The 20193-nt window shown below is 61.9% G+C and carries 19 protein-coding genes; 10 read left to right on the forward strand and 9 right to left on the reverse strand.

What is annotated here, in order from left to right:
* The first annotated feature begins 41 nt into the window (after window positions 1–41).
* The 8 genes from C995_RS13965 to C995_RS0107790 all read left to right on the forward strand — a co-directional run bounded on the left by C995_RS13965 (window position 42) and on the right by C995_RS0107790 (window position 9010).
* The gene (locus tag C995_RS13965) at window positions 42–1013 is read left to right on the forward strand and encodes a DUF2971 domain-containing protein (protein ID WP_081618881.1); all 972 of its coding nucleotides are present in this window, start codon (window positions 42–44) and stop codon (window positions 1011–1013) included.
* 249 nt (window positions 1014–1262) lie between these two features.
* A complete protein-coding gene (locus C995_RS14230; protein ID WP_156015494.1) occupies window positions 1263–1691 on the forward strand; it encodes a hypothetical protein in 429 nt (142 codons plus the stop codon).
* 91 nt (window positions 1692–1782) lie between these two features.
* On the forward strand, window positions 1783–2220 hold the full coding sequence (locus C995_RS14235; protein ID WP_156015496.1) for a hypothetical protein: 438 nt from the start codon (window positions 1783–1785) through the stop codon (window positions 2218–2220).
* 195 nt (window positions 2221–2415) lie between these two features.
* Window positions 2416–3423: a restriction endonuclease gene (locus C995_RS0107765; RefSeq protein WP_026279015.1), complete on the forward strand. Its 1008-nt coding sequence runs from the start codon at window positions 2416–2418 to the stop codon at window positions 3421–3423.
* Between the two features lie 53 nt (window positions 3424–3476).
* Window positions 3477–3719 carry a hypothetical protein gene (locus tag C995_RS13970; protein WP_026279016.1) on the forward strand — a complete coding sequence of 81 codons (243 nt, stop codon included), beginning with the start codon at window positions 3477–3479 and terminating at the stop codon, window positions 3717–3719.
* Window positions 3720–4068: 349 nt separating this feature from the next.
* On the forward strand, window positions 4069–4884 hold the full coding sequence (locus C995_RS13590) for a TonB C-terminal domain-containing protein (RefSeq protein ID WP_018864393.1): 816 nt from the start codon (window positions 4069–4071) through the stop codon (window positions 4882–4884).
* 419 nt (window positions 4885–5303) lie between these two features.
* Window positions 5304–6575 (forward strand): 3'-5' exonuclease, encoded by a 1272-nt coding sequence (locus C995_RS0107785; protein WP_018864394.1) that lies wholly within the window; start codon window positions 5304–5306, stop codon window positions 6573–6575.
* A gap of 473 nt (window positions 6576–7048) precedes the next feature.
* Window positions 7049–9010, forward strand: coding sequence for an HD domain-containing phosphohydrolase (locus tag C995_RS0107790; RefSeq protein WP_018864395.1), 1962 nt, complete (start codon window positions 7049–7051; stop codon window positions 9008–9010).
* Window positions 9011–9659: 649 nt separating this feature from the next.
* Here the strand turns inward: C995_RS0107790 and C995_RS0107800 are convergent.
* From C995_RS0107800 to C995_RS0107825, 6 genes are all read right to left on the reverse strand, one after another.
* Entirely contained in the window at window positions 9660–10772 is a 1113-nt protein-coding gene (locus C995_RS0107800) for a Fic family protein (protein ID WP_018864397.1), read from the reverse strand.
* 294 nt (window positions 10773–11066) lie between these two features.
* Window positions 11067–11336: a Txe/YoeB family addiction module toxin gene (locus C995_RS13975; RefSeq protein ID WP_081618882.1), complete on the reverse strand. Its 270-nt coding sequence runs from the start codon at window positions 11334–11336 to the stop codon at window positions 11067–11069.
* Window positions 11311–11589 carry a type II toxin-antitoxin system Phd/YefM family antitoxin gene (locus tag C995_RS0107810; protein ID WP_018864398.1) on the reverse strand — a complete coding sequence of 93 codons (279 nt, stop codon included), beginning with the start codon at window positions 11587–11589 and terminating at the stop codon, window positions 11311–11313. Before C995_RS0107810 ends, C995_RS13975 begins: the two co-directional genes overlap by 26 nt.
* 314 nt (window positions 11590–11903) lie before the next feature.
* Entirely contained in the window at window positions 11904–12482 is a 579-nt protein-coding gene (locus C995_RS0107815; RefSeq protein ID WP_018864399.1) for a cysteine peptidase family C39 domain-containing protein, read from the reverse strand.
* Between the two features lie 167 nt (window positions 12483–12649).
* A complete protein-coding gene (locus C995_RS0107820) occupies window positions 12650–12964 on the reverse strand; it encodes a hypothetical protein (protein WP_018864400.1) in 315 nt (104 codons plus the stop codon).
* 650 nt (window positions 12965–13614) lie between these two features.
* Window positions 13615–14265, reverse strand: a complete 651-nt coding sequence (locus C995_RS0107825; protein WP_026279018.1) for an SOS response-associated peptidase — start codon at window positions 14263–14265, stop codon at window positions 13615–13617.
* 204 nt (window positions 14266–14469) lie between these two features.
* Here C995_RS0107825 and C995_RS0107830 point away from each other — a divergent pair, with 204 nt between their 5' ends.
* Entirely contained in the window at window positions 14470–15372 is a 903-nt protein-coding gene (locus tag C995_RS0107830) for a complex I NDUFA9 subunit family protein (protein WP_018864403.1), read from the forward strand.
* Between the two features lie 192 nt (window positions 15373–15564).
* Window positions 15565–17856, forward strand: coding sequence for an EAL domain-containing protein (locus tag C995_RS0107835; RefSeq protein ID WP_026279019.1), 2292 nt, complete (start codon window positions 15565–15567; stop codon window positions 17854–17856).
* Between the two features lie 439 nt (window positions 17857–18295).
* Here the strand turns inward: C995_RS0107835 and C995_RS0107840 are convergent, their stop codons facing one another.
* The 3 genes from C995_RS0107840 to C995_RS0107850 all read right to left on the reverse strand — a co-directional run bounded on the left by C995_RS0107840 (window position 18296) and on the right by C995_RS0107850 (window position 20088).
* Window positions 18296–18610: a HigA family addiction module antitoxin gene (locus C995_RS0107840; protein WP_018864405.1), complete on the reverse strand. Its 315-nt coding sequence runs from the start codon at window positions 18608–18610 to the stop codon at window positions 18296–18298.
* Window positions 18611–18622: 12 nt separating this feature from the next.
* Window positions 18623–18904 carry a type II toxin-antitoxin system RelE/ParE family toxin gene (locus C995_RS0107845; protein WP_018861293.1) on the reverse strand — a complete coding sequence of 94 codons (282 nt, stop codon included), beginning with the start codon at window positions 18902–18904 and terminating at the stop codon, window positions 18623–18625.
* 572 nt (window positions 18905–19476) lie between these two features.
* Window positions 19477–20088, reverse strand: a complete 612-nt coding sequence (locus tag C995_RS0107850; RefSeq protein WP_018864407.1) for a bifunctional 2-polyprenyl-6-hydroxyphenol methylase/3-demethylubiquinol 3-O-methyltransferase UbiG — start codon at window positions 20086–20088, stop codon at window positions 19477–19479.
* Window positions 20089–20193: the final 105 nt, after the last annotated feature.

Below are 20193 nucleotides of genomic sequence, written 5' to 3' on the forward strand. Positions count from 1 at the left end.
AATATCCGTGCGCGCCATCCAATCACTGTTAGGTTTAGAGCATGTGGAAAGACGAGTTTGTCTCGATAATCTCCGGAGCAACGATATCTCTAGAGGATATCGAGCGTGCAATGACGCTGAAAGATGAGCACCTTCCTCCAAAACTTTACAAATTTCGCAGTGTCAATGAGTACGCGATAACCAACCTTTCTAGCGACACAGTATGGCTATGCTCAGCCGACAAATACAACGATCCATATGAATGTTGTACTACGCTAAATTTCGAAGTTTTGCATCGAGCGATTCAAAATCATCATTTTGATGAGCTGCTATCTCAAAACAACCTGAAGTATCAGCTATCTCAAGATGAAATTTCGAAAATAAGAAATGCTGACGATCCTGTTCGGTCCTTGTCTCATGCTCTTCTAGAAAAGGATGGAAGTGTTCCACAAGAGAAACACAAGCAGATAGTTGAGGCCTTAATTGACGCCCAGTTCAAAGTAAGTAGTGAAAATTATCAACATTTTAACCAGCGGGCACAGCAGGGAATGAAAATATGCTCATTCAGTGAGCGGGTTGATTCGGTTGTAATGTGGGGGCATTACGCAAACAATCACCAAGGGTTTTGTTTGGAGTATGACATTGAATCTTGGCCGCCTGGAGAGGTTAGGCGCAGGATGCTGTATCCGGTTATTTACTCTGACCATATTCTTGATGCGACCAAACATATATTGCAATCCATGAGATCACGTGACTTTAACAATCTTTATGGGGCAATGGCAGCCATACACAAGTCGCCGGACTGGGCATATGAAAAGGAGTGGAGATTTGTTCTCCCTATGGGAGAGTCATTTCAGGACCAGAACTACCCCATGCCTAAACCAAGTGCACTATATCTGGGATCCCGAATTCAGAAAGAAGACAAGGCCACCCTTCTGGACATTGCGCGGCAAAAGGGTATCTCAGTTTACGAAGTAGCTCTGTCACCGACTGAATTTAAGCTGGAACCTAGGCGTTATGACGACAACAGTTAACCTAACCACAGCTTCAACGCGGACCGGCTTTTCCGCTACCGCTCCAAAGCCGGCCGGTTAAGCTGAGCGTTATGCAGTAGAAGGCGAGAGATAATGCGTGGATATCGAGACCAATTTGAACCCGAGGCCGCTGATCTAATAGATAAGCTGTCGACTAAATTAGAGTCTCTACAATATCCCACAGGTCCTTCACGTTATTACGCTTTAGATCTGGCAATGTGCTTAAGGTCTGGGGCGTTAGCAGGAAGCATGATTATAGCTTCGGCTTTAATTGAAGTTTATGTGAGAGGGTTGGTGGTTAGATATTCAGAAGAAGCGCAGAAGAAATGGTCCCGAAAAGTGGAGGCAGAACAAGAGCTGGAATCAATGCGGAAGCTAAGCTTCGGAAAACTGTTAGACCACTTGGTTGGGGTGGGTCTGTTTTTAGCCAAAGATTCGCAGCAGGCTAAAACTATCTACAGAGATATTCGAATTCCAACACATCATGGGCTGCCCTCTCGACTGCTGGGGCGCGATAAGGGAGATTCATTGTTTTCAATTATGACTCTTTGCGGCCTTAGTAGCTCTGTTTCGATGTCAGATTTCGAAAGTTTTGTAGAGGAAGAAGCTTTGACGGTGGTGAACAACATCGTCAGTATTATAGAAAGAAATCAGTTTGGTGTTGATAGGTATGGATAACAAAGCCAAGCAGCATCGCCGCCTTTCGGGCGCTGGACCTCGCTTCGATCGGCAGCTGTTGGCAACGTTATGATCAAAGGAGTAGTTAACTTTGGACGTAAAGAATAATCATTACAAAGAGCTCATGAGTCGCATGAATAGTGCTCACGACCAGCAGTTCTATCTTGAAGCTTGCTGGTTTGCATATACCGTTCTTGAAGATCGTCTACTTTCTGCATTGAAGCAGTCCGGCGGACCAACGTACGCGAACCATCGTCCTATTCGGATGCTCGGCAAGAAGATGCAGGAGCTTCGTCAGCGTAACCGAAACGACTCTCTGCTGGCCGCGTACTTTGATGATCCGCTCATGGATCGGATCCACAAGTGGAAAGAGGACCGCAATGATCTTACTCACGCAATGGCCGATGGTACCAAAACGATGGCAGAAGTCGATAAGGCCGCATACTTGCTTAGCATGAGCGCTAAAAAGCTTGTGAATGATGTTTGCGCGGCTGCTCGCCGGCTCAAGAAGAATCGCGAAAAAGCATAACAAGGAGATAACGGGGTCGGACCACGGTAACCAGCTGTATTGCAGACGATTGACGTCCCCTGAAGGCTTGTTCAACGCCCTAAAGCGCCCATTTCGACGCTGGAATCGGCCGCCGGGGGCGCCTGGCGGAGATCGTGTAAGGCGACGACGGAGAGGCTGCCATAGTGAACCGGATCAAGATGTTGAACAGGGGGCATGATGGCTGAAGTGAATATGTGGATGGTGCGTGCGGGCCAGGGAGGGCGGCAGGCCGATGAGTTTCGAGAAAAGGCGCATGTCGGGATTGGTTGGGAAGAGATAGGCGATCTTTCCGCCTTCGCGGACAAGGCATCGCTGGTACAAGAATACCGCTCACGCTTTCCGGACTGGCCTGACGGCCGACGCCTGAGCGCGGCGAGCCAGCTGATCCGTTTTCGGGACGAGATGGCCGCGGGAGACCGGGTACTCACCTACGACTCCAGTCGCCGGATCTATCACGTGGGCACGATTACGGGGGAGTACCGGCACGACACGGCAGTGCTGCCGCCGTGCGAGAACGTGCGCCCCGTAGAGTGGCAGGCGGAGCTGGATCGGGACCGTCTGTCGCTCGCTGCGCGGAATTCGCTCGGGTCTACCCTCACGCTTTTCCGGATCTCGGACGCGGTCAGGGAGGAGATCGAAGCCCTGGTGAGCGGGCAAGCGGCCGCGCCGGTCGCCGTGGAGGAACAGGATGACGGAGAGGACGAGGAAGCCCTGCTGAAACGCTACCGCGAAGAGGCGGTGGAGATCATCAAGGATCGAGTGAGCCGCCTGGATGCCTGGGAAATGCAGAGCCTGGTGGCCGGCCTGCTACGTGCGATGGGCTACAAGACGCGAGAGTCTTCACCGGGGCCGGATCGGGGCGTGGACGTGATCGCCTCCCCCGATGGGTTCGGGTTCGAGTCGCCGCGCATCGTGGTGGAGGTGAAACACCGTCCGCATACGACCATGGGCGCGCAGGAGGTGCGCAGCTTCCTGGGCGGACGACACGGCGACGACAAAGGCCTTTACGTGAGTACCGGCGGCTTCACCAAAGAAGCCCGATACGAGGCGGATCGGGCGAAGATCCCGCTAATGTTGATGGACCTCAACGGCCTGGTCACCGCCCTGATGGAACACTACGACCACGCCGATTCAGAGACCCGCGCGCTGGTACCACTGACACGCCTGTTCTGGCCCGCGTAGCTCGAGGGAAGGCGGTCATGTAGGACTGCAAGGGACAAGACAAGGAGCCGGAGATGGGACTTTACGATCGCGACTACATGTACGAGAAAAGAACGCCACCGAAGAAGAAGGGCGGAAGCAATCGAACCAGCCCTAAGCATGGCTTTGATTCCAACGCCAGGGCGTCTCAGACACCGCGCCCAACGACGTCCAGCCCTACCCCGGACACTCCGGATTGGAAGACGATAATTCTTTGGGTTTCGATCACCACGAACATCATTTTGCTGCTTGCCTTGTTCATCCTCCACACCGGTTAGTCACGCCGAGCTTCGCGGACCCGGGGCAGACCTTGCCTTTGGCCCATAAAGCACTGAACAAAAGCGAACAAGGGCTAACCCCTACGTGCTGCCAGGCCTGGTCTGGCATATCGCTGCCACCGCCAGCAGTTTCTGCTCAACTTCTAGCGCGACCGTGCCAACTGGCGTCGATGGCTGTTTGAGGCCCGGAAGCCGGCAGGCTTTGCGTCCTCGCAGAGCAAGGGTCCAGATCTGCCCCCTGCCCCCACAGATCAGTGCGTTGCAGGGGCTAGAGTGCACGCATAGGCTGGCTGCACATAGACTGAAGGACCTGCCAGGTGAAGGCATGCGGAGAGGAAAGGGGATTTCCATGGGTGTCGAGCGTTTGTCGTCGATCTTTTTCGTTCTCACTATGCTGCTGATAACCGCTGGCGCACCGGCTATGGCCGCGCTACCGCAGGGGGCATGGCTTGACCTCTTGGAGCTCCGGGCGGACCAGGCCATGGACGCCGGTGATTACGCAGAGGTAATGCACGTCCTGGAACTGTACCGCCGAGCGGATGGGGAGCCTGGAATCAAGCTGAGGGCGCAGGAAATCGTTGCCAAGGCTCGACATTCCGGCGATCCCGGTTCGGCCTTCGTCCCCTTGGGCGAGTTAATTGCTGAAGCAGGACCGCAGCACCCATTCTACCGCTCGGCGCTAGAGCTATATGCAGAACTGGAGCGGGAGGCTCCTCACCCACATTACCGGCCCCCCGCTCATGAACGAGCGGAACGCAAGGCAGGGGAACAACTTCAGCAGGAGCGCAGACTGGAAACGCAACGTCGGAGCGAGGCGCTGGCACGCGAGCGTGAACGCTTGGAAAAGGCGCAAGCCCGTCGCGATGCCGCCGAGCGCCAAGCGCAACAAGACCGGGAAATGAACGCATGGGCTGCCCAGGTACAAGCCGTCATTCTACGTCGCTGGCGACAGCCTTCGGGGCTTGACCCGTCGAGCCGTTCGGTTGTGCGCGTACTTGCGAATGAGTCCGGGCAAATCACCAATTTCGAGATCGAGAGCTGTTCGGGCGGCTCAGCCTTCTGCGAATCGGTCTGGAAAACCATGGACCGCTTGTCCTCGTTACCACGCCCGCCGGATGCGGATGCCGTTCGCGATGGGGTCCGAATCCGCTTCGAGCCTAACTGAGAGCGAGAAAGAGCGAGAAAGAGGACACCCACCTTCTTCCAGGCGCCACGCCGTCATCCCGGCCGGAGCGCAAGTGGAGAGCCGGGATCTCTGAAGTCCGCTCCTGCTCCAACGGCCGAGATCGCGGATAACCGCTGCGTGGAGTCCGGGATGACCATGTGTGGCGTCGGAGTCAGGCGCTGCGGCTTGTCAGGAGCTCCGGGGCAGACCTCGCTATTTGCCCTTGGTCAGCTATGGAGGCAGGAAGCAAGGTCTGGCCCTCTGGCCTCTGGCATGCGGACCATCTGGCACGATTAGGCATGGGGCACACAGTGCTCCCAATCCGAATGCCTTGAATACTGGGCCACCACCGGGTCTTATTGTGTCCGAGGGGAGACGTTAAGCCAGCCCCGCAAGGTCACCAGCAACGGAGCGCCATCATGTATGTCGTAATAGACACGGAGACTACCGGCCTTAGTCCGCGTCATGACCGAATTATCGAGTTTGCGGCGATCGGACTGGATGACACGGGCGCCATCGAGTGGGAATGGTGCTCGTTGATCAACCCAGAACAGGCGGGCACCGGAAACGGGCTGGCAGTCCAGGTTCATCAAATCTACCCCCGAGACGTTGCCGAGGCCCCGACGTTTGCCGATTTGGCCGGCCACCTCTCACGAATGCTATCCGGACGGGCACTCGTCGGCCACAACGTCCGCTTTGACCTCGGAATGCTTGCCGCCGAGTTTAAGCGACTCCAGCAAGATGTCCCCGAGGTGCCACAGATCTGCACCTCAACCCTCGCTCGGCAGCTTGGATTTCGCCCCTATGGACTCAAGGATTGCTGTGACGCGCTGGACATCGACCTCGACGGCATGCACCACGCCCTCGCCGACGCTCGCGCCACAGCCCGACTCGCCCAGCGACTGGTGGACTTCTCCAGCGAGACGATGCGGCGTGAAATCACGAACTGCACGCGCGGTCTTGAACCTTGGCCGAACGTGCCTGTTGTTACCGAAACTGCAGTGACACGACGCATTCCGCCCGTTCGCGGACGTGCCATGGCTAGACCCATCCCGCCAGAAAGTATGGGTGAAGAAACACAGTCCACAGAGAGCGAGGACGCACTTTCCGCGATCGAAACCTTCTCCGTAGATGCTGACGCTGTCGAATCGCAGTATTTGTCCGCTGTCGAACGGGTTCTTGAAGACCGCGAAATCTCTCCCGAGCAGAGGCAGGCCTTAGCTGATCTCCGAACCGACCTCAATCTCAGCGACGAGCAGGTCCGCAATGTGCACATGACTTTCATTCGCGGCCTAGCGGGCAGCATGTGGGCTGACGGTGTTTTATCGAACCATGAGAAGTTCGACCTCGAGCTCGTGGGCGAACTCCTCAACCTCAACCTTGAGGACATCGAGTACGCTCGCGATCACCCCCTCGAGCTCGACCTGACGAACGAAGATTGCATGCTCCAGGAAAGCAACGCCGTCGTCTTTACCGGGGATATGTCTATGCCACGGTCAGCCTGGAAGGCACGCGCCCAAGCAGCCGGCTTACGTGTCACAGGATCCGTTTCGAGGAAAACAGATTATCTGGTCGTCCCATTTGGTGAGACCGGATCGACCAAGTCGCGAAAAGCGCGCGACCTGGGGGTGCGCGTCGTGAGCGAACAACGATTCCGTCGGATGATCACCCGGCTGGAACGTCAATCCTAGGAGGCATGGTTTCGGACCACGGTAACCAGGCCGGGGCGGACCTCCGTACCTGTTTGTCTTTATTGCTTTTTGTGAATCTGAAGGGGCGATTCCCCTCCCAGTGGCGAGAAAGAGGACACCCATCTTCTTCCTGGGACCACACGGTCATTCCGGCCAGAGCGAAGCGCAGTGCCGGGATCTCTGGCGTCCCCTCCTGCCCCGGCGCCCGAGATGCCGGATAACCGAAGCGCGGTTTCCGGGATGACGAGGCGTGGCGGCGGGGTCGGGCCTTGCGGTGTGGGGCTGGGCGCAGGGGTTGGACATTGCTTGTTGCCTACCTTGCTGGCCGGGGCCAAAAGGCAAGGTCTGGCCCTCTTGTTGTTGCACGCTGGTCGTTACAGCAGATCAGCTCCAGGCGCGACAGACTGCTAGGATGGCTTTTTCTTGACGATGCCGGCTCAAGAAGAGCCGGATTTGTGGCAAGGATCGCGAGCATGCCGAACACGTATTTCGAAAGGACCGTGGATTTCACTCGGCTGCTTTTCGAATGCCCCAGGATCGAACAGGCCCACCAGCAGTGGCTCCAGGCGCTGGACGCCATTCCGGATCCCATCCTGCTGCACGACAGCGACGGGCGGATCCTGCGCGTCAATCAGGCCTATGCCGAAAAGGCGGGCGCTTCTTATGACGCGTTGATTGGCGCACCGTACTGGCACTTCTTTCCGCAGCAGGCGGGTCCCCTGCCGGAGTGCCAGGCGATCGCCGACGGGGCGGATTACCGCAGCCGGGAACTCCACCTGGGCTCGGGGGAGTCCTACCAGCTCTTTGCCTACGCCGTCCGGGATCCTGAAGGCGACCAGCGCTTCGGTTTCAACCTCTTCCGCGATATCACCGACGAGGTGCGGCATCGACAACAACGGCAGGAGCAGGAGGCGTTCTTTACCACCCTGGCGGAGACCGCCCGCGACGCCGTCGTGGTCATGGATCCGGAAGGCAAGGTGGCGTACTGGAACCGGGCAGCTGTGCAGGTTTTTGGATATTCCTCCGAGGAGGTGCTGGGCAGGCCCCTGCATCCGCTCATTGTCGCACCGCACTACCAGGGGAAATACGAGGCAGGCCTGGGCCGCTTTGCGGAAACCGGGGACGGACCCGTGGTCGGGGAGACCCTGGAACTGGAGGCCCGGCACAAGGACGGAACAGTCTTCCTGGTGGAACTGTCGGTTTCGGCGGTTCAGTTCGAGGGCGGCTGGCACGCCCTCGGGATCCTGCGGGATATTACCCTACGCAAGACCCGCGAACGCCGGCTTACGCGAACGACCGAGTACCTGCGAGCCCTGATCCAGGCTCATTCCGCGCTAGTGACTGCCACAGAAGAGGGCCAGTTATTCCAGGATGTCTGCCAGGCCCTGGCCGATGCCCGGGAGTACCCCCTGGTCTGGGTAGGGATGGCTCGGAAAGAGGCCGGCCACCCGGTGGAAGTAGTGGGGTCCGCAGGCTCCCGCACGGATTATCTGGAAACCATCGTGGTGACCTGGGGCAGTCGCGAGCAAACGGGTCAGGGCCCCACCGGCCGGGCCATCCGGGAGGGCAAGCCCCAAATGACCCGCAACATCGCCACCGACCCCAGCTTTACCCCCTGGCGGGAGCCGGCCAGGGAACGCGGATTCGCGTCTTCCATCGCCCTGCCTCTGCAGATCGATGGCGAGGCCATTGGGGCCCTCAATGTGTATGCCACCGAGCCCGAGGCCTTTGACGATGAAGAGCAGTCTCTGCTGGCAGGACTGGCAAAGGACCTCGCTCGCGGCCTCGAGGCCCTGCGTACACAAAAGGAGCGCGACGAGAGCCAGACAGCTCTGCAGGAGGCCCTGGTCGATACGGTCGAAGCGATCGCGCGTCTCGTGGACAAGCGCGACCCCTACACGGCCGGCCACCAGAAGCGCGTGGCCGAACTGAGCCAGGCGATCGGCCGCAAGCTCGGATTGCCCGAGGACCGGGTCAAGGGCCTCTACCTGGCCGGCCTGATCCACGACCTGGGCAAGATCAGCATCCCGGCCGAGATTCTGAGCCGCCCGGGTACGCTGTCACCCAAGGAGTTCGAGCTCATCAAGGACCATGCCCGGGCCGGCTACGACATCATCCGGGATATCGCCTTCCCGTGGCCGGTGGCGGACGCCGTCCTTCAACACCACGAGCGATTGGATGGCTCCGGCTACCCCGACGGCCTGAGCGGTGACGAGATCCTTCTCGAGGGCCAGATCCTTGCCGTGGCGGATGTGGTGGAGGCCGTGTGTTCACACCGCCCCTACCGACCGGCCTTCGGCATCGAGGCAGCCCTGGAAGTCATCGAGAAGGGACGCGGGATTCAGTTCGGTCCCGATATCGTGGATGCCTGTCTGGCACTGTTTCGGGAAGACGGTTTCCTGTGGGGGGATGCCGAAGCAAGGTTGGCGCCCTGAGTTCCGTTCTGCAGGCTCAACGGAAGGCGCAGGCGCTACCAGGGTCGGGCCTTCCCCTCCTCCCGGCGCGAACGCCGCGTCGGACAGAGAAAGAGGACACCCATCTTCTTCCAGGCGCCACACCGTCATCCCGGCCGGAGCGAAGTGAAGAGCCGGGATCTCTGACGTCCGCTCCTGGGCCAAGAAAGACGGGGTCGGACCAAGGTAACCCACTGTAGGAAGGCGACTTCCAGCCTCTCAAGGCCGGTTTCTGAGCCTTAAACGAGGATTTTTTGCCGGCGAAATGGGGTCTTTGGGCGCCTCGGGCGCGCACACGCGCCATTCGCTCAAGATTGAGATGGTCTCCCGCAGGGACCCGGCGAGCGTGTTTGCGGTCAGGCCTTGCCTTTTGGCTCAAGGCATGGGTGTCCAGGAGACCTCGCGGACTTCGGGTCAGACCTTGCCTTTGGCCCCCGCATCAAGGGAGAGGCAAAAGGCAAGGTCTGACCCCATGACTCCTCAGTTCGTAGCCCGCGAGGTTGTGGCGCACTTGGTTCAGGTGCCCTGAATAAAGGTAACAGCCGGGTTCCTGCGGATGCCTGAGCGCACGGCGCATGCACGGTGCTTGCCCCCTACCGCATTCCTTGTCGACCTGGTGCGACGAGACGGGTCATCCGAGCGTGTCCGACAAGGCGTAACTCGTGCTGCGTCCACCGCCCGGGTTCTTCTTTAATGCGCCTCGAGCCACCAAGTCCGCAATGTCGCGCTGCGCCGTATCCTGCGAGCACTTGGCCATCCGGGCCCAACGTGAAGAGGTCATCCCACCTTCGAATCCGTCCAGCAGGCGATTGAGAACCTTGATCTGTCGGGCATTGAGCGGCTCCGTGGCGAAGCGCTCCCAGAATTGGGACTTGAACAGCACGTGCTCGAGTGCATCCTGGGCGTTGCTCAGCGAACGCTGCAGGCAGCCCAGGAACCATTCCAGCCACAGGGTGATGTCCAGGTCCCCCTGTTTCTGAGTCCGCTCCAGGATGGCGTAATAGTCACTGCGTTCCTGAAGGATCTGCCCGGACATGCTGTAGAAACGTTCCGACGAACCATCCGCTCGTGCCAGCGCGATATCGGCGATTGCCCGAGCGATACGCCCATTTCCATCCGCGAACGGGTGAATGGTCACGAACCAGAGATGGGCCAGCCCCGCCACCACTAGCGGATCCAGAGGGCCGGGCGCCTTGAACCACGCGACGAAGGCGTCGACCTCCCCCGGGATTCGCTCGGCCGGTGGCGCGGAGAAGTGCACCGTCTCCCGACCAACGGGACCCGACACCACCTCCATCGGCCCTTCATCGTCATCCCGCCAACGCGCGACCGGAATCCGCGTCATCCCGCTACGTCCCGTCGGAAACAGGGCCGCATGCCAGTCGAACAGCCGATCGACTGTCAGTTCACGGTCAAAGGCCTTCGTGGCATCCAGCATCAGCTCGACCATGCCGTCGACGTCCCGCCCTGAAGCGGTCAGTCCACCGGCCTCCAGACCGAGGCGACGTGCAAGCGAGGAGCGCACCTGATCCAGAGGCAGTCGCTCGCCTTCGATCGCGCCGGAATCCACGATATCCTCCGACAGCACGCGAAACGACGCTTCCTCGCGCAGTGCGAATCCCAATCCCTGCATCCTTCCGAGCAGCCGACCCTGCTCGCGCGCGGCCGCAGCCAGCATCGGCGCGATATGTTCCGCGTCCCACTGCCAGTGGGGCCAGCCGGTCAGTTCCCAGATGTATTGCACGAGATTCTCCGCAATCTATGCGTAGATTATGCGAGTCAATCTCCGCATTTCCAAGCGGCTTCGGGGGCAGACGGTGAATGGCGGGCGTGAATACGCGGAATGGCGGGGTCGGACCACAGTAACTCTCTGTTGGCATGAGACTTTCATTCCTTGAAGGCCCGTTTCTGAGCCTTAGACAAGGCATTTCACCCCCGAAATGGGGCCTTCGCGGCACCCTGGGCACTCCCAGTGGCCCCGGGGCGATACCTTGCCTGTTGCCGATGAGCCCCGAGCGGAGGGAAAGGCCCGCCCGGGTCACAGCGTGTCGTAATGGCCGCCGATCGCGAAGATGTAGATGGCTTGATCGTCGAAGCGGTAGATCAGGCGATCCCGGGCGGAGAGACGCCGGGACCAGAAGCCCGAGAGCGAATGCCGAAGGGGTTCCGGTTTCCCCGTTCCCGTGGCCGGGTCGTTACGGAGCATTTCCTTGAGGATCCGTCGCAGAGCCCGATGCAGCCTTGGGTCACGCTCACGGAGCGTTTCGTACGCCGCCCAGGTATTACCCTCGAATACCAGTGATCTCATCCATCTCCCCTTCCGTGGGACGGTAGCCTTCTCCCTTCCGATGGGTAGCGGCCGAATCGGCGATCTGCTGCATCAGGCTGGAGTTCTGCAGGACGTAGAGCGTTTCCTGCTCCCGCTCCCAGTCATCCGCACTCATCACCACAAAGGCCTCACCCGCTCGGCGCGTGACCTTGAGCGGCGTGTGTGTAGTGACGGCCTCTTCCACGAAGGCCTTCAGGTTCTCGCGAAACCGGTTCACGCTGACTGTTTCCATGCAGGACCTCAAACGTACGGAAGTGCCGTACAACTATAGACATCCTTCAGGTTTGGTTCAATTGCGTCTTCCGACCCATCTGCGAGGCATGACGGGGTCGGACCACGGTAACCCTCTGTTGGAATGGCACTTTCATGCCTGGAAGGCCCGTTTCTGACCCTTAAACAAGGCATTTCACCCCTGAAATGCGGCCTTCACGCCGAGCTTCCGGGGTCAGACCTTGCCTTTTGCCCCCGCATCAAGGGAGAGGCAAAAGGCAAGGTCTGACCCCCATGGGTGACCGGGCCATTCGACGCCCCGACTCAGGCCCGGGTTCAATGTGGTGCTGCCCGGCGACCCTGATCGTCGAGACCCAACAGTAGCACCGCGTGGTGCATTCGCTCCCAGGCGGTGGCGAAGTCCCCGAAGTCGATTTCCACCGGGCCGCGCGCGGGGTCCATGGCCAGGACCTTGCCGCGCGAGTCGTCCATACCGACCACGACAACGTAGTGGTCGTACCCGGAATCCTGCTCCTGGTCGCCTCGCCGCTCGATCAGGCGAGCGAACACACCGGGCGTGCCGCGCAGGTCGGCATCTCCCTGCCGGACCTGCAAGGGCACGATCAGGGGCCGGCCACGCTCCAGGTGGCTGCGCAGGAACGACTCGTCACCCGGCACCACGAACGCCGCGAATCCATGCTCGCGGGCGATTTCGCGCAGCTCGCCCAGGGAGTAGCCCCGCGGCGAGGCGTGTGGATACTGATCAGACAACGCGTGTGGCGAATAGGCGGAGCCGCGGTAGTACTCCATGACACTGGCGAGCGCGGCGCTGCCACAGTCGGTCCGGGAGGTCTGGCGCACATAAGGGACCTCAAGCGCGACACCTTCCTCGACCTGCAGGGCGTAGCGTTCCATTCCGCCCGTCGTCCCGCACGCCGAGAGCGCAAGCGCGCAGAGCACCAGCAGCCCGACACCGAGCGGGGCGTCTCTGCCCGACGGTTGTTGCTGGCTCCGTGGCCACGCGCCACGCCGTTGCCGGCCGGTAGCGCGGCGAAACACGCTCAACACGGCAGGCGCAGCCGCTACAGCAGCACGATCAGCAGAACGGCAATGATGATGACGGTGCCGACCCTGGGGCCGAAAAAGCCCGCCGTCTGCTCCTGTAGTTCGGCATTCTCGGCTTCGAGAGCCGCCAGTTCGTCGAGCTCCTGCTGATCGAACAGGTGTTCGGACTGAAGCACCTGCGGTGTCGGGACCGCGTCGTCGACAATCTCCATCGGCACGGGGCTCGCGGTGCTGCCGAGATGCGTCTGCCCCGCCGTGGCGGACACGGGGAGCAATGCGAAGGGCAGCAGCCATACCGATGCCAGCAACAGGAAAATCCATCGCCTTGTCATGATGTAACTCCGTGGTTCCGGTGTGGAATCGGGCCGAATGGCCGTTTTCGCGCACGGCCACGGACAAGTATAGGCCGAGCAAACGCCTTGTTCGGGGAAGACAAGAGCGGAAACTGCCCTGCAGGCGCCAACGGTGCCAAATCGGTCACGATCTCCGCCCATCCGCCCTTACGGCCCCGCCCCGTCTTGCACGACGTTGCGCCGGCCAGGGGGTTTGCCGCCTGCTTCAGAATCGTAAGCGTCGGACAGAGAAAGAGGACACCCATCTTCTTCCAGGCGCCACGCCGTCATCCCGGCCGAAGCGAAGTGAAGAGCCGGGATCCCTGACGTCTGCTCCTGCCCCGCCGATCGCGATCCCGGATGATCGCTGCGCGTTTCTGGAATGACCGCCTATTCGGAACAGCGAACGGCCTGTAGGAGGCTGCTTGCAGGCGAAGCCCTGCCCGCGTCCGGCTTTTGCAGGGGCTTCGCCTGCAAGCAGCCTCCTACGGGGCTTGGTGGTCGCGGGGCCCGGGGTCACATCTTGCTTAAGGAACGAGGACACCCAACTTCTTCGGCGGTTCCTCCAGCCGAATCCCGCTTTAGGTTCCATGTTTCCGGGTTCGGGCGCGCGATCCTGAAGGTGAAACGACTCGGCCGCCAGGGGCACCTCAGGTGATCGCCTCGATCAGTCCGGGATCGTCCTCAGACGGACGGTTTACGCGGGTGGACACGGGGTGATAAATCAAGGCATCAGGGTTCAGACGGACGGTCCCGGCTCGGATGGCCTCACGCTCCGTCCGATCGGGATCGAGCCAGTCCCAGCGACACTCCGCATCCAGCACCAGCGGCTTGCGGTCGTGAATGTGCGCCAGCCGCTCTGATGCGGGTTCGGTGATGATCGCGCAGCAGGCGCCACCATCGGCCGTAGGCTCCCAGATACCCGCCATCATCAGGATGTCCTGCGACGCGCCCTCGGCCAGGGTGATGTAGTACGGCTGCTTGCCGTCATTGGTCTTGCGCCACTCGTACCAGCCATCAGCCAGCACGATGCAGCGCCGGCGGGCGAATGCAGAGCGGAAGTACGGACTCGTGGCGACCTTTTCGGCGCGGGCGTTGATCGGCCGAGGACCGTCCTCCACCCGCTTCGGCCGAAAGCCCCAGAACATCGGCTGGAAGGCGGCAGGTGTTTCATGTCCCGCACGAAACGCTTCGAGGTCCGTTCCAGGCGCGACGTTGTATCTGGGTGCGTCAAACGTCTCGTCGACCGGCACCTGGAAATACCGCATGGCGAGCTCGCTGGTCGCGCTGTACCGCGTCATTCGTCCGCACATGATCTTTCACCTATTGGGCATCGCGAGAGCTCCGGGGTCAGACCTTTGAAAGGAAAGAGGACACCCCTCTTCTTCCATACCCCACGGGGATCATTCTCCCTTCACGCCAGTCTTACCTATAGGCCATCGGCCAGACGGATCGACAACCATCCACATGCGGTAACGATCGGATTTGCCCGGAGGGGGCTCATCATGCGCCCGAACCTGATTACGGTATTCGGCGGCACCGGCTTCCTCGGCCGCGCAACCGTGCACGAACTGCTCAACGCCGGACACCCGGTGCGTATTGCCTCGCGCCGGCCGGGGCTGCCCGCCTCCCTGCAACACCACGCCCGGCTGGAGCACTGCCGCGCCGACATCCGGGACGATGCCGACGTCGCCCGCGCCGTGGAAGGCGCCAGCGGCGTCGTCAACGCCGTCAGCCTGTACGTGGAGCAACGCGACCTGCGCTTCACCACCATCCACGTCGAAGGCGCCGCGCGCCTGGCCCGCGCCGCCCACAAGGCAGGGCTGGAGCGCGTCATCCAGATCTCCGGCATCGGCGCCGACAGCCGCTCGCCCTCGCCGTACATCCGTGCCCGAGCCGAAGGCGAAGCCGCTGTACTTCGCGAATACCCCAACGCCGTTATCGTGCGCCCCAGCGTCCTCTTCGGCCCAGGCGACGCCTTTGTGCGCAACCTCGCCGGCCTCGCGCCCCTGCCGGTGATTCCCCTGTTCGGCTTCGGCAGCACCCGCCTGCAACCCGTACACGTCACCGACATCGCCCGTGCCATCGCAAGACTGTGCGCAGACGAGCCGCCCACGCAACACACCTTCGAACTCGGCGGCCCGGACATCCTCACCTATCGCCAGATCCTGACCCTGGTCCTGTCACACCTGGGCCGCAAACGCCCAATGCTGCCTGTGCCATTCACGGTCTGGCACGCCCTGGCCACCCTGGGTTCGCTACTACCCAACCCGCCCCTGACCCGCGATCAGCTCTACCTCATGCAACGAGACAACGTCGCCAGCGCCACCCTCGGCACGTTCCACGACCTCGGCATCACACCGCATTCACTGGTGGAATCGCTGCCCGACTGCCTCTCCACCAGCTGACCTCGTCCCACATGCTTCGAGAGCCGAAGGATTCACACATAAGTTGAATGGTTGTCTATAGTAGACGCGGCATAGTCAAAAAGGACTTCGAAGCTCATGGCCGACCTATCCGGCAGCATCCCGCAATCGGGGCCCGTCCAGGACCACCCGGACAGTGCCTCCAGTCAGGATTTCATGAATGGGCTGCCGCGTCTGGTGGCCCAGCTCGCCGACCGCTGGTACATGATCCGGCAGCGGGGCTGCCGCCATGTGGACCTGGGGGAGATGCGTCCCCTGACCCGGGTAATTGCCAGTGGCCTGGCTGGAACTCCGCTGAAGGAGTCCCTGAACATCGCGCGGCGCATTGACGAACGCGTAGCCCAGCACCTTCAGAGTCCGTTGCCTCCAACGTCCAATGAACAGGAAACCATCGGTGCCCTGATCCTTCGTCTGCAAGCGAGTCTCCCGGAGGACCTCGCCGCATCGGACGGGGTTATACCCGCACCTGAGGCGGGTGGTGCACGTACTCCAGTTCCCGACCGCCTGCGCGTCCAGCTGCTCGGTCCCGCCGGGGTCGCCCGCGACGAGCTGGCGCTGCAGCTCGCCGCCTCCGGCTTCCACGTGGACACCTTCGCCAACCTGCAGGAGGCCGCGCATTCCAACCCCACAGTGACACCGCACTCACGCGTAGTCCTGGCGGATCCACCAGGCCCGCCAATACCCGACGACGCCATCAAGCGGCCCAATATCCTGGTCCTGCAAGACACGCGGGATGGCGAACATCTGACAACGGCCGACGACTGGGACGCGGTCCTGACGATGCCCACAATCCCTTCCGAGTTGGCGGCAACACTGGAGGGTCTGGTGGACTCCAGCCCATGGGACCCGTGGCGGGTCATGCTGGTCACCACGGGACAGTCGATCTCCCCCGCCCGCGCGCTGCAGGAGTCTCCGGCCCTGGACATCCACCGCGTCGCGCCGGAAGACGACGTGCCTGGCCACGCGCTGGAGAGCCTGCCCGAGGCCATTGTGATCGATGCGGACATTGCGGCCGACGAGGCCGCAACCCTCTCCCGGGCCCTTGCCCAGGATCCCACGCTGTTCGACATCCCGCGTGTTCTGCTCGCAGCTCACGAAGATGCCGCGCTCGAGCCGCCCCCGGGGTCTTCTCACGTGGCACCCGAAACGGCACCGGAACAGGTGAGTGCCGAGGCTCGTCTATGTCGCCGTCGGCGCCGCGCCGCCCGCGCCCCCGCCACCCTGCGATCCCGTGATCTGACGCCTCTGCTGGATCACTGGCGCGCGGAGCTGGCTACCCAGCCCGGTATCGTCGCCCTGGCCTGTATCGAATGGGACGAGGCCTCCAGCCTGATTCGCGACCACGGGGTGGCCGGTTTCACCGTGCTTCAACGTCGCCTGCTGGGGCGGATCTCGGCGAGTCTCGCTCCTGGAGAGCGCACCACCCGGTTCAGCGAGAACGCCATCCTGGTCCTGCTGCATCGACCCGATACGGACGCGCTGTCGGACTGGGGCGACGCTCTGTACACACGAATTCCGGCCCCCCATGGTGCCGCGAGTCACGCACCCTCCCCTGGTCTCAGCATCGGCATCACCGCACTTGCGGAGACACCGGCACCGGACGCGGTGGAACAGTCACTGGCGCTTTGCGCACAGGCACGCCACGAAGGCGGTAATCGCATCCAGCTGGACCCGACGCTGGTCACGCCGGAGCGCGGTATTGCACAGCAGCAGCACTGGCGCCAGGTGATTACCCGGGCGATTCACGAACAACGCCTGTTCCTTGTGTATCAGCCCATCGCCAATATCGCCGGCTCCGACAATGCCGAGCGCTACGAAGTCCTGCTTCGGATTCGCGACCCGGAAGGCCACACCCAGCTGCCCGGCCCGTTCGTGAATATGGCCGGACACCTGGACCTCGACCGGGCGCTGGATCGCTGGGTGCTGACGAACGCGGTGGACATCCTGGGCGCCCGACTGCGCACCCATCCGGACTCGGTGTTCTTCGTCAAACTCTCGCGCGGGTCGCTGCGCGACCAGGAACTGCCCGGCTGGCTTGGTCGCACCCTTGCGCATGCCGGCCTCCCGGCTCGGGCACTGGTACTGCAACTGGCGGAGGAGGACATCGTGGCGGAGCCGGAACAGGCCGAACGAATTACCGAGGCCCTGCGTGATATACAGGTCGGGATTGCCGTCGAGCACTTCGGGCTTTCCAGCGAGCAACCGACCCAACTCCTGCGCAGCCTGCGACCGGACTACGTGAAGGTGGCCCGCCCCCTGACCCACGGGTTGCACGATGCCGCCGACAAGCTCACACGCCTGGAGCCGCTGCTGAACATCGCCCGTGCCAGCGGCGCACGCACCATGGCGGCTTATGTCGAGGACGTGGACGGCCTGGCCCTGCTGTGGCAGTCCCAGGTCGACCTGGTGCAGGGCAACTTCCTGCGCCAGCCGGACGAGGAGCTGCGCTACGACATCGAGTTCTAGCGCACGCTGCGGCGGTGCCTTCAGTCGCAGGAGGGCCCGGGCCCTACCCTCGGATCTAGCAGCCCGGCGCGTTATCGGAAGAGGTCACCCCTCTTGTTCACATACCGCCACAGCCCCCTCTCCTGTAGGAGCCCAGCCCTCTGGGCGATGGGGCGCTGGACACACCAAATCGGCGAGAGGGCTCGCCTCCTACAGTGGGTAGGCCCCAGCCTCGGCGACGAACCGGCGTGCTTTCAGTCGGAGCTGGCGGGTCGGGCGATGGCAAGGACGGATGCGCGAGTGAAGACAACAGGACACCACCTTCTTCCCTGCGCCACGCCATCATCCCGGCCGGAGCGAGGCTGAGAGCCAGGATCTCCGACGTTCGCTCCTGCCCCACCGCCCGAGATCCCGGATAACCGCTGCCCGGTTTCCGGGAAGACAATGCGTGGCGTCGGGGTCAGGCGGCGTCGAGCGGGTGGATCCGGTTTACGTCGTCCTGAATGGCCTGGGCGGCGTCCCAGAGGTCCACGGCGCGTTGGGCATTCATCCAGTACTCCGGGGTAGTGCCGAACAGCCGTGCGAGCCGCAGTGCCATCTCCGGGCTGAGAGCTCGACGCTCGCGCAGCAGTTCGTTGATGGACTGGCGCGATACGCCTGCCGCCTTCGCCAGCTCCGCGGTGCTCAGGCCAAAATCCGGCAGAAAGTCCTCGCGCAGCATTTCACCCGGATGGGTCGGCCGCCGCTTCAGGCCGGTGGTGTTGGGGATGCTCATCACTACTGCCTCCTAGTGATAATCCGTGATTTCGACATCGAAGGCGTCGCCGTCTTCAAACCGAAAGCAGAGCCGCCACTGGTCATTGACCGAGATTGCGTACTGCCCCTTGCGATCTCCTTCCAGCGCGTGGAGCCGATTGCCGGGTGGAACCCGCAAGTCATCAAGCTGCTCGGCTACCGATAGATAGTCCAACTTGCGGACGGCCCTTCTGGCAACATCGGGCGGGATCCGCTTCGACTTCCCTGTCGCGTACAGCTCCTGCGTACGCCGATCCGCGAACGTCTTGATCATGGCACCAATGTCACGCATCACGTGACGCGTGTCAATGTGCCAGCAAGCGCGGCGAGAAAGAGGACACCCATCTTCTTCCAGGCGCCACACCGTCATCCCGGCCGGAGCGAAGCGGAGAGCCGGGATCTCCACCGCCATGGCCACCCCGACGCCCGAGATCCCGGATAACCGCTGCGCGGTTTCCGGGATGACCAAGTGCGGCCTCGAGGGTAGGCCTTGCAAGAACTCCGGGGTCCGACGTTGCTCTTGCTCTTGATGCCCCGAAATGCGGCCGGCGCGGTATCGGAAGAGGTCACCCCTCGTGTCCAGGCACCGCGACAGCCCCTTCTCTTGTAGGAGCCCAGCCCTCTGGGCGATGGGACGCTGGACACACCCGATCGGCGAGAGGGCTCGCCTCCTACAGTGGCAGCCCCAGCCTCGCCGGCGAACCGGCATGAGGCATGCCGCACAAGCCCCCTTCTCCGGTAGGAGCCCAGCCCTCTGGGCGATGGGCGCTGGACACACCCGATCGGGGAGAGGGCTCGCCTCCTACGGTGGGTAGGCCCCAGCCTCGGCGGCGAACCGGCGTGCTTTCAGGCGGAGCTGGCGGGTCGGGCGATGGCAAGGACGGATGCGCGCGGGCCGTGGCGTCCGAGCGTGGTGAACTCGTCGATCACGAACCCCGCCCCGGCCAACTGTTCCCGAAACGCTTCTTCGTAGGTCACGCGGCCAAAATCGATGGTGGTGATGCGCTTGAGCAGGGGCTTGAGACGTTCCATCCAGCGGGAGGGGCGGGTCTGGAAGGTCTGGGTGAAGAAGACCTTCCCGTCCGGCTTCAGCAGGCTGCGGCAGTGGCGCAGAGCGGCCTCGGGGTCTGGCAGGAGCATGAAGCTGGCGGAGAAATAGATCGCGTCGTACGGGCCACCCGTGTGGTCGTAGATGGATTCGAGACAAACCTCGGCACGATCGGCCAGGGACGACTCGCGCAGGGCTTGCCGGGCGTGCTGGATGTAGTCGGCGTCGATATCGACCCCCGTGATGACGAGCCCCTTCTCGCGCGCCGTGGCGGCATTGGCAAGCAGCGCGCCGGCGGTGCCAATGCCCACGTCCAGCAAGGCCGCCCGGTCCGGCAGCCGCCGCATTACCTCGGCATACCACTGCGAGGTAAGGCGTGGGATCAGGAAGTTGTAGATGGCGCTGCGCATAGGGGATTCGTCGTTGGGATCGGCCGGTAGCGGGCCTACCATACCGGAGCCGGCGCACCTGCTCGAAGCCGGGGTTTCTTGCCAGCCCCATATACTGTTTATATA

It is taken from the genome of Thioalkalivibrio sp. ARh3, from assembly GCF_000377265.1.
Taxonomy (GTDB): domain Bacteria; phylum Pseudomonadota; class Gammaproteobacteria; order Ectothiorhodospirales; family Ectothiorhodospiraceae; genus Thioalkalivibrio; species Thioalkalivibrio thiocyanoxidans.